Source organism: Nocardia sp. NPDC003345, assembly GCF_053589395.1.
Map to the genome: position 1 here is coordinate 1 of NZ_JBSFRU010000317.1, position 7,511 is coordinate 7,511.

Sequence of the window (7,511 nt, forward strand, 5' to 3'; positions counted from 1 at the left end):
GCCCCGCCGCCCCCCAAGGGGGGCGGCCCACCACAAGCACCGGGGCCCCCACGGCCGGGACCTAGGGGGCCGAAACTCGAGCGGCGGAGCCGCTCCAATTCAGTTGAAACTATCGCCGCAGGCGCAGGAGCCGGTGGCGTTCGGGTTGTCGATGGTGAAGCCCTGCTTCTCGATGGTGTCGACGAAGTCGATCGCGGCACCCTGTACGTAGGGGGCGCTCATCCGGTCGACCGTGAGGGTGACACCGCCGAATTCGACGGTGAGGTCACCGTCGAGGGTGCGGTCGTCGAAGAAGAGCTGGTAGCGCAGGCCGGCACAGCCGCCGGGCTGCACGGCGATCCGCAGCGCGAGATCGTCGCGGCCCTCCTGATCGAGCAGCGCCTTGGCCTTGCTCGCGGCGGCATCGGTCAGTTTCACACCGTGGGTTTCGGTCGCGGTCTCGTTCTGCACAGTCATGAACTCTCCTATGGACAGCGTGGTCGGTCCGTGAACAGCGCACGGTTAAGGGATCAACGCCCTCGGACGGGCTGCTATTCCCCCATCTTGCCATCTCCGGCCCCACCGGCCCCAGTGCCCGGCGGGTTTCGGGCGGCAACTCCGCGGTGACCGGGACGGCGCCGGGCCGGCGGCGTGATCGGGCGCACCCGGCTACCGCCCCGTTTCCGGGCCGGTCAGCCGACCGATTAGCCTGGTTACCGTGAAGTTGTTCCGACGCGGTGAGTCCAGCGATACCGACGTGCCCGACGACAGTTCCCGGGCCGCGACCGCCACCGCGAGCGCCACCGAGGCCGATTCGGCGCGTGCGAAGGCCGCCCCCACCGCGGGTAAGGGCCGTCCCACGCCGGCCCGGCGTGACGCCGAGGGCAGACGCCGCGGTCCCGTGGCGCCGCCGCCCATGACGTCGAAGGAGGCCCGGGCCCGCCGTAAGGAGACGCGCGGCTCCAAGGGGGACCGCAAGGCGGCCGCCTCGGACCGCCGGGCCGCGGCCGCGGATCGGCGGGCGCGGATGCTGGCGGGTGAGGACAAGTATCTGCTGCCGCGCGATCAGGGTCCGGTGCGGGCGTTCGTCCGCGATATCGTCGACGGCCGCCGCAATCTGGTCGGGTTGTTCATGCCGATGGCGCTGCTGCTGATCCTGTCGATGTTCGCGGCGCCGGCGTGGCAGTCCATCATCACGCTCGCCATGCTGGTGATGATGGTGTTCATGATCGCCGAGGGTTTCCTGCTCGGCCGTATCGTCAATCGCCGGGTACGGGAACGTTTCCCGAAGTCCACCGATACCGGTTTCCGGCTCGGCTGGTATTCGTTCGTGCGCGCCTCGCAGATGCGCAAGATGCGTGCCCCCAAGCCGCGGGTCCGCCCCGGCGACGCCATCTGATCCGGGTGCCGCCGACCCCGCAGCCCGGTCCCGGCCCGCGCACGCTGGTGCTCGGTGGCGCCCGCTCGGGTAAATCGGCGTTCGCCGAATCCCTGGTCGCCGGTGACCCGGTTCGGTATCTGGCCACCGCGATACCCGATCCCGCCGATACCGATTTCGCGGTCCGGATCGCGGCCCATCGCGACCGCCGCCCCGCGGACTGGTCGGTGGTGGAGGCGGCCGACCCGGCCCGTGACCTGCGCGTTCGGTACCCGCACGCCACGCTGGTCGACGATATCGGAACCTGGCTCACCGCCCGCCTGGATACCCGGCGGGCCTGGGACGCCCCCCGGGGGACGGTTGCCCCGGATATCGACGCGCTCGTCGCCGCCGTGGCGGAATACGACGGCCGCTTGGTGCTCGTGACCCCCGAGGTGGGGCTGGGCGTGATCCCCGCGAGCCGTTCGGGCCGGTTGTTCCGCGACGAGATCGGTATCTGCAATCAGCGGCTCGCCCGGGTCTGCGACGAGGTGTATTTCGTGATCGCAGGGTTGCCGCAGCGCCTGAAGTAACCGGTCGGGCCGTCCGCATGCGGTGGCCGGGCCACGAGGATGTCACCGGGTGTCACGGCCGTGTCGGTGCCGTGTGCTGGAATCGGCGCCGTGCCGAAGACATCGAGCGCCGATCTGTGGACGGCGATCCACCGCGAGCGGGCCGCACTCGCCCGCGATGTGGCCGGCCTCACCCCGGCGCAGTGGCAGACACCGTCGCTGTGCGGGGAGTGGACCGTGGAGGAGGTACTCGCCCACCTCACCGCCGCGGCGAGCCTCGGACGGTCGCGCTGGTTGCGCAGCATGCTGGGGGCGCGTTTCGACGCCGATCTGCACAACCGGCGCCGGATGACCGAATATCGCGGGGCCGATCCGGCCGAGACGCTGGCGCGTTTTCGTGCCGTGCTGACGAGTACGACCGCGCCGTCGGGGCATACGGCCGCCTGGCTCGGTGAGGTGATCGTGCACGGGACCGATATCCGCCGCCCGCTGGGGCTCGCGGGCGGACCCGATCCCGGCGCGGTGACCGAGGTCGCGCGGTTCTTCGCCGCCCGCGATTTCACGGTCTCGGGCCGTACCGTCACCAAAGGTCTTCATCTCACCGCGACCGACGGCCCCTTCCGGGCGGGGTCCGGCCCGGAGGTGCGCGGCACGACCCTCGGCCTGGTCATGGCGATGGCGGGCCGGGTCCCGTTCTGCGCCGAACTCACCGGCGCGGGCGTGGGCACGCTGCGCGACCGCCTCGGCTCCTGAGCGTGCCGGGCGGGGCGGCCGTCACGGCGCCACGCGAGCGCGGTGTCTCCGACACGTTCCGGGTGCCCCACGGCGCCCGGACGGCGGCCGGGCAATATTGTCCGGGAGACGGCTGCGCGACACCTCCGGAGGTGCCGCCTGCCCGCACCCGATCGGAAGGCTCGAACAGTGACAGAGGGATTCGCACCCGTTGCCCCGCCGGACGCCGAGGTCCGCGCGGCCGCCGAGGCGCGTCAGGGCTCCCTGACCAAACCTCCGGGTTCGCTGGGCCGGCTCGAGGATCTGGGCAACTGGGTCGCCGCATGTCAGGGCGTATGCCCGCCCAAGCAGTTCGAACGGGCCCGGGTGGTGGTGTTCGCCGGTGACCACGGCGTGGCACAGCACGGCGTGTCCGCGTACCCCGCCGAGGTGACCGCGCAGATGGTGGCGAACTTCCGGGCCGGCGGCGCCGCGGTGAACGCGCTGGCGCGGGTCGCGGACGCGTCCGTGCGGGTCGTGGATATCGCGGTCTCGGCCGATACCGACCCGGCCATCGGCGCACACAAGGTGCGCCGGTCCAGCGGCGCCATCGACCGCGAGGACGCGCTGACCACCGATGAGGTGGCCGCCGCGCTCGCGGCGGGACAGGCCGTCGCCGACGAGGAGATCGACGCGGGCGCCGACCTCTTGATCGCCGGGGATATGGGAATCGGCAACACCACGCCCGCCACTGCCCTGATCGCCACCCTCACCGGCACCGAACCGGTGCGCGCGGTCGGTCGCGGCACCGGGGTGGACGATCAGGGCTGGATGCGCAAGGTGGCCGCCGTCCGCGACGCCATGTGGCGGGCCCGGCCCTCGGCCCGCGACGGTGTGGAGTTGCTGCGGGTGGCGGGCGGCGCCGATATCGCGGCGATGACCGGCTTCCTGGCCAGGGCCGCGGCCCGGCGCACCCCGGTGCTGCTCGACGGCGTGATCGTCACGGCGGCCGCCCTGGTAGCCGAGGATCTGGCCGCGGGCGCGTCGGCCTGGTGGGTGGCCGCGCACCGGTCCACCGAACCGGCGCACGATGCCGCGCTGACGAAACTGAAGCTCGCTCCGGTACTCGATCTCGAGATGCGGCTCGGCGAGGGTTCGGGCGCGCTCACCGCGCTTCCGGTGCTGCGCGCGGCCGTGGCCGTGCTCGCCGAGATGTCGACCTTCGCCGAAGCCGGTGTCAGCACCGCCTCCGCCGAATCCGCAACCGTCGTCGACCTCCAGAAATGATCCCGGAACGCCGGACCGGCCGATGCTGACTCTGGGGCTCACGTTCTCCTGGCTCACCGTGCTCCCGGTACGCGGCCCGGCCGCTGTCGACCGGCGTGCGGCGGGCCGGGCGATCACCGGGGCACCGGTCGCGGGGGTGGTGCTCGGCGTCGCCGCCGCGGGGGTGGTGTGGCTGCTCGCGCCGGCCGGGGCCGCGGCCGGTTTCGCGGCCGTCGCGGCGCTGGCGCTGCTCACCCGGGGCATGCATCTGGACGGGCTGGCCGACACCTTCGACGGTCTCGGCGTCTACGGGTCGCCCGAGCGGGCCCAGGAGGTCATGAAGACCGGTGGGGCCGGGCCGTTCGGGGTGGCCGCCATCGTGGCGGCCGCCGGGATCCAGGCGGGTGCCTTCGTGGCGCTGGCCGATGCCGACCGCTGGGGCGCGGTGGTCTTGGCGGTCGTGGTGGGCCGGGTCGCGGTGGTGGCAGCGTGCCGGCGCGGGATCGAGGCCGCACCGGGCACCCGGTTCGGGGAGCTGGTGGCGGGCACCCAGCCGCGGGCGGCGGTGGCCGGTTGGGCGATCGCGGCCGCGGGTGTCGCGGTGTGGGCGGTTCCGGAGCTGCCGTGGTCGGGCCCGCTGGTGGTGGCGGCCGCACTGGTCGCCGCGTCCCGGCTGGCGGACCACGGTGTGCGGCGGTTCGGCGGATTGTCCGGCGATCTGCTCGGCGCCGCGGTGGAAACCGGCACCGCGCTGGCCGCACTGGGTTTCGCGGTGGCCGCGAACTCTGTCTGAGCCACAATGCGGCGGGCGATCTGACGTCACCCGGCATCAACTCGGCTACGCCGCGTCTCGCTGTCGCGCCGCTGCCCATAAGGTGGTGGTATGTCAGCCGAGCGTCTCTATTTTCGTCAGCTGCTGGCCGGTCGGGACTTCGCCGTGGGTGATCCGATCGCCACGCAGATGCGCAATTTCGCCTACCTGATCGGTGACCGGGACACCGGCGAATGCGTGGTCGTCGACCCCGCCTACGCCGCGGGCGATCTGGCCGCCGTCGCCGAGGGCGACGGACTGAAACTGTCCGGGGTACTGGTCACCCACCACCATCCCGACCATATCGGCGGCACCATGCTCGGTTTCACGCTGCGCGGAGTGAAGGAGCTGCTCGAACACACCACGGTTCCCGTCCATGTGAACGACGAGGAGAAGTCCTGGGTCGCCAATGTCACCGGGATCGCGCCCAGCGAGCTGACCGGGCATTCCCACGGCGACACCCTGAGCGTCGGCGCCTTCGATATCGAATTCCTGCACACCCCCGGGCATACGCCGGGCAGCCAGTGCTTCCTGGTCGACGACAAGCTCGTCGCCGGCGATACGCTGTTCATCGACGGTTGCGGCCGTACCGATTTCCCGGGCGGGGATACCGAGGCGATGTTCACCAGCCTGCGGCATCTGGCGGATATGCCGGGCAACCCGGAGGTCTATCCCGGGCACTGGTATTCCGCCGATCCGCACGCGTCGCTGGACTCCATCCGCGACAACAACTACGTCCTGCGCCCACGCTCACTCGCGGAGTGGCATGCCCTGATGCCCGGCTGAGACGCCGTCCCGCGCGGTCGGACCCGGTGCGCCCGGGTCCGGCCGGGGGCCCGGTGGATCAGTGCACCCGCATCCACTGGTGGACGTCGGCGAAGGTGCCGCGCTGAATACCGGTGAGGGTGTCGCGCAGCGCCATGGTGACCTCCCCCGGCTCGCCGCCGCCGATCACGAACTCTCCGTCGGGCCCGCAGACCGATCCGACCGGCGTGATCACCGCGGCGGTCCCGCACGCGAAAACCTCGGTGATCTCACCGGATTCCGCATCGGCGCGCCAATCGTCGACGGAGATCTTGCGCTCGGTGACCGGATAACCGGAATCCGCGGCGAGGGTGAGCAGCGAATCGCGAGTGATACCGGGCAGCAGCGACCCGGACAGTTCCGGGGTCACCAGCCGTGCGTCGGAGCCCGATCCGTAGACGAAGAACAGGTTGTTGGTGCCCATCTCCTCGACGTAGCGGCGTTCGCAGGCATCCAGCCAGACCACCTGATCGCAGCCCTTGGCGGTCGCCTCGGCCTGCGCCAGCAGCGAGGCCGCGTAGTTCCCGGCGACCTTCGCCTCACCGGTCCCGCCGGGCGCCGCGCGCACGTAATCGGTGGACAGCCACACCCGCACCGGCTTCACCCCGCGCGGGAAGTACGCGCCGGCCGGGGAACCCAGCAGCAGATACTTGTACGAGGAGGCCGGCTTCACGCCCAGGCCCGATTCGGTGGCGAACATGAAGGGCCGCAGGTAGAGCGATTCCTCGCCGCCGGCCGCCGGCACCCACGCGCCGTCCACCTCGAGCAACTGCCGCACCGATTCGATGAACAGTTCGTCGGGTAGCTCGGCCATGGCCATCCGCCGGGCGGACCGGCGGAACCGGGCGGCATTGGCATCGATCCGGAAGGTCGCGACCTGCCCGTCGGGCTGGCGGTAGGCCTTGAGTCCCTCGAAGATGGCCTGGCCGTAATGGAAGACCATGGTCGCGGGATCCATGGTGAGCGCCCCGTAGGGTTCCACGACCGCGTTGGTCCAGCCGTCGGCCTCGGTGTAGTCGATGGTGACCATATGGTCGGTGAAGAACCGGCCGAAGCCGGGAGCCGCCAGAATCTCCTGTACCCGCTGCGCCGGGGTGGGCGCAGGATGAGGGATACGGGCGAACTGTGCAGCAGCGGTCATGACCAGCAGTCTATGTCCTGGCTCCGGGCGCGGCCGCCGGTGGCCCGGTCGGACCGCCGGTGACCTGCCGGGCGGGGATCAGGCGGTACGGGCGGGCACGAACGGCGGCTTCACGACCGCGCAGCGCAGCGACCGGCCGCGGACATCGACCACGACTTCGGTGCCGGGGGCCAGCGCGGGGTCCAGCAGGGCCAGCGCGATCCCGATCTGGCGGGTCGGCGAGAAGGTGCCCGAGGTGATCACCCCGACCTCGTTCCCGTCGTGGCGCACGACCTGCTTCTCCCGCGGGATCCCCCGCTCCAGGGCTTCCAGCCCGAGCAGGACGCGTTTCGCGCCCGCCGCCCGCTCCGCCTCCAGCGCCGCCTTGCCCCAGAAGTTGTCCTTGGCCCAGCCCACGGCCCAGGAGGCCCGGGCCTGCACGGGCGTGATCTCGGCGGACAGTTCGTGGCCGTGCAGCGGATAACCCATCTCGGTGCGCAGGGTGTCGCGGGCGCCCAGACCCGCGACCGCGCCGCCGGCCGCGCGTACCCGTTCCACCAGCGCGCGGAACAGCACCTCCGCGTCCGCCCAGCGCGGCAGCAGTTCGTAGCCGTGCTCGCCGGTGTACCCGGTCCGGCATACCCGCACCGGGCGGCCGGCCCATACGGTGTCGGCGAAAGCCATGTACGACAGATCGGCGGGCAGGCCCATGGCGGCCAGTACCTGCGCCGATTGCGGACCCTGCACCGCGAAGACCCCGTAGCCGCGATGCTCGCCGGTGACGGTGATCGCCGGTGGGGCGGCCGCGGTGAGCCGGTCCACCACCGCGGCCGTATTGGCGGCGTTGGGCACCAGGAAGAGTTCGTCGTCGCCGACGTAGTAGGCGATCAG

At 71.7% G+C, this 7,511-nt stretch carries 9 protein-coding genes; 6 read left to right on the forward strand and 3 right to left on the reverse strand.

The annotated features are described in order from the left end of the window. Positions 1-99: 99 nt before the first annotated feature. Positions 100-456: a HesB/IscA family protein gene (locus ACWDU1_RS26340; RefSeq protein ID WP_450002480.1), complete on the reverse strand. Its 357-nt coding sequence runs from the start codon at positions 454-456 to the stop codon at positions 100-102. A gap of 241 nt (positions 457-697) precedes the next feature. Between ACWDU1_RS26340 and ACWDU1_RS26345 the strand changes: the two genes are divergently transcribed. The 6 genes from ACWDU1_RS26345 to ACWDU1_RS26370 all read left to right on the forward strand — a co-directional run bounded on the left by ACWDU1_RS26345 (position 698) and on the right by ACWDU1_RS26370 (position 5,482). Then, positions 698-1,378: a DUF3043 domain-containing protein gene (locus ACWDU1_RS26345; protein ID WP_450002482.1), complete on the forward strand. Its 681-nt coding sequence runs from the start codon at positions 698-700 to the stop codon at positions 1,376-1,378. Between the two features lie 5 nt (positions 1,379-1,383). Next, a complete protein-coding gene (locus ACWDU1_RS26350) occupies positions 1,384-1,929 on the forward strand; it encodes a bifunctional adenosylcobinamide kinase/adenosylcobinamide-phosphate guanylyltransferase (protein ID WP_450002484.1) in 546 nt (181 codons plus the stop codon). 90 nt (positions 1,930-2,019) lie between these two features. Further along, positions 2,020-2,661: a maleylpyruvate isomerase family mycothiol-dependent enzyme gene (locus ACWDU1_RS26355; RefSeq protein ID WP_450002486.1), complete on the forward strand. Its 642-nt coding sequence runs from the start codon at positions 2,020-2,022 to the stop codon at positions 2,659-2,661. A gap of 168 nt (positions 2,662-2,829) precedes the next feature. After that, the gene (cobT, locus tag ACWDU1_RS26360; RefSeq protein ID WP_450002487.1) at positions 2,830-3,906 is read left to right on the forward strand and encodes a nicotinate-nucleotide--dimethylbenzimidazole phosphoribosyltransferase; all 1,077 of its coding nucleotides are present in this window, start codon (positions 2,830-2,832) and stop codon (positions 3,904-3,906) included. Between the two features lie 22 nt (positions 3,907-3,928). Further along, a complete protein-coding gene (locus tag ACWDU1_RS26365; protein ID WP_450002488.1) occupies positions 3,929-4,678 on the forward strand; it encodes an adenosylcobinamide-GDP ribazoletransferase in 750 nt (249 codons plus the stop codon). Between the two features lie 90 nt (positions 4,679-4,768). Further along, a complete protein-coding gene (locus ACWDU1_RS26370) occupies positions 4,769-5,482 on the forward strand; it encodes an MBL fold metallo-hydrolase (protein ID WP_450002489.1) in 714 nt (237 codons plus the stop codon). Between the two features lie 58 nt (positions 5,483-5,540). Here ACWDU1_RS26370 and ACWDU1_RS26375 read toward each other — a convergent pair whose 3' ends face one another. Both ACWDU1_RS26375 and ACWDU1_RS26380 read right to left on the reverse strand, forming a co-directional pair. After that, positions 5,541-6,641 carry a branched-chain amino acid aminotransferase gene (locus tag ACWDU1_RS26375; protein WP_450002491.1) on the reverse strand — a complete coding sequence of 367 codons (1,101 nt, stop codon included), beginning with the start codon at positions 6,639-6,641 and terminating at the stop codon, positions 5,541-5,543. A 78-nt stretch (positions 6,642-6,719) separates the two neighbouring features. Further along, positions 6,720-7,511, reverse strand: a 792-nt coding sequence (locus ACWDU1_RS26380) for a glycine cleavage T C-terminal barrel domain-containing protein (RefSeq protein WP_450002493.1), incomplete at its 5' end; no start/stop codon positions are given.

Bases quoted from the DNA above. Each gene is read 5' to 3' on its own strand.
- ACWDU1_RS26340 (WP_450002480.1), bottom strand. From the start codon at position 456: ATGACTGTGCAGAACGAGACCGCGACCGAAACCCACGGTGTGAAACTG.
- ACWDU1_RS26370 (WP_450002489.1), top strand. From the start codon at position 4,769: ATGTCAGCCGAGCGTCTCTATTTTCGTCAGCTGCTGGCCGGTCGGGAC.
- ACWDU1_RS26375 (WP_450002491.1), bottom strand. From the start codon at position 6,641: ATGACCGCTGCTGCACAGTTCGCCCGTATCCCTCATCCTGCGCCCACC.
- ACWDU1_RS26365 (WP_450002488.1), top strand. From the start codon at position 3,929: ATGCTGACTCTGGGGCTCACGTTCTCCTGGCTCACCGTGCTCCCGGTA.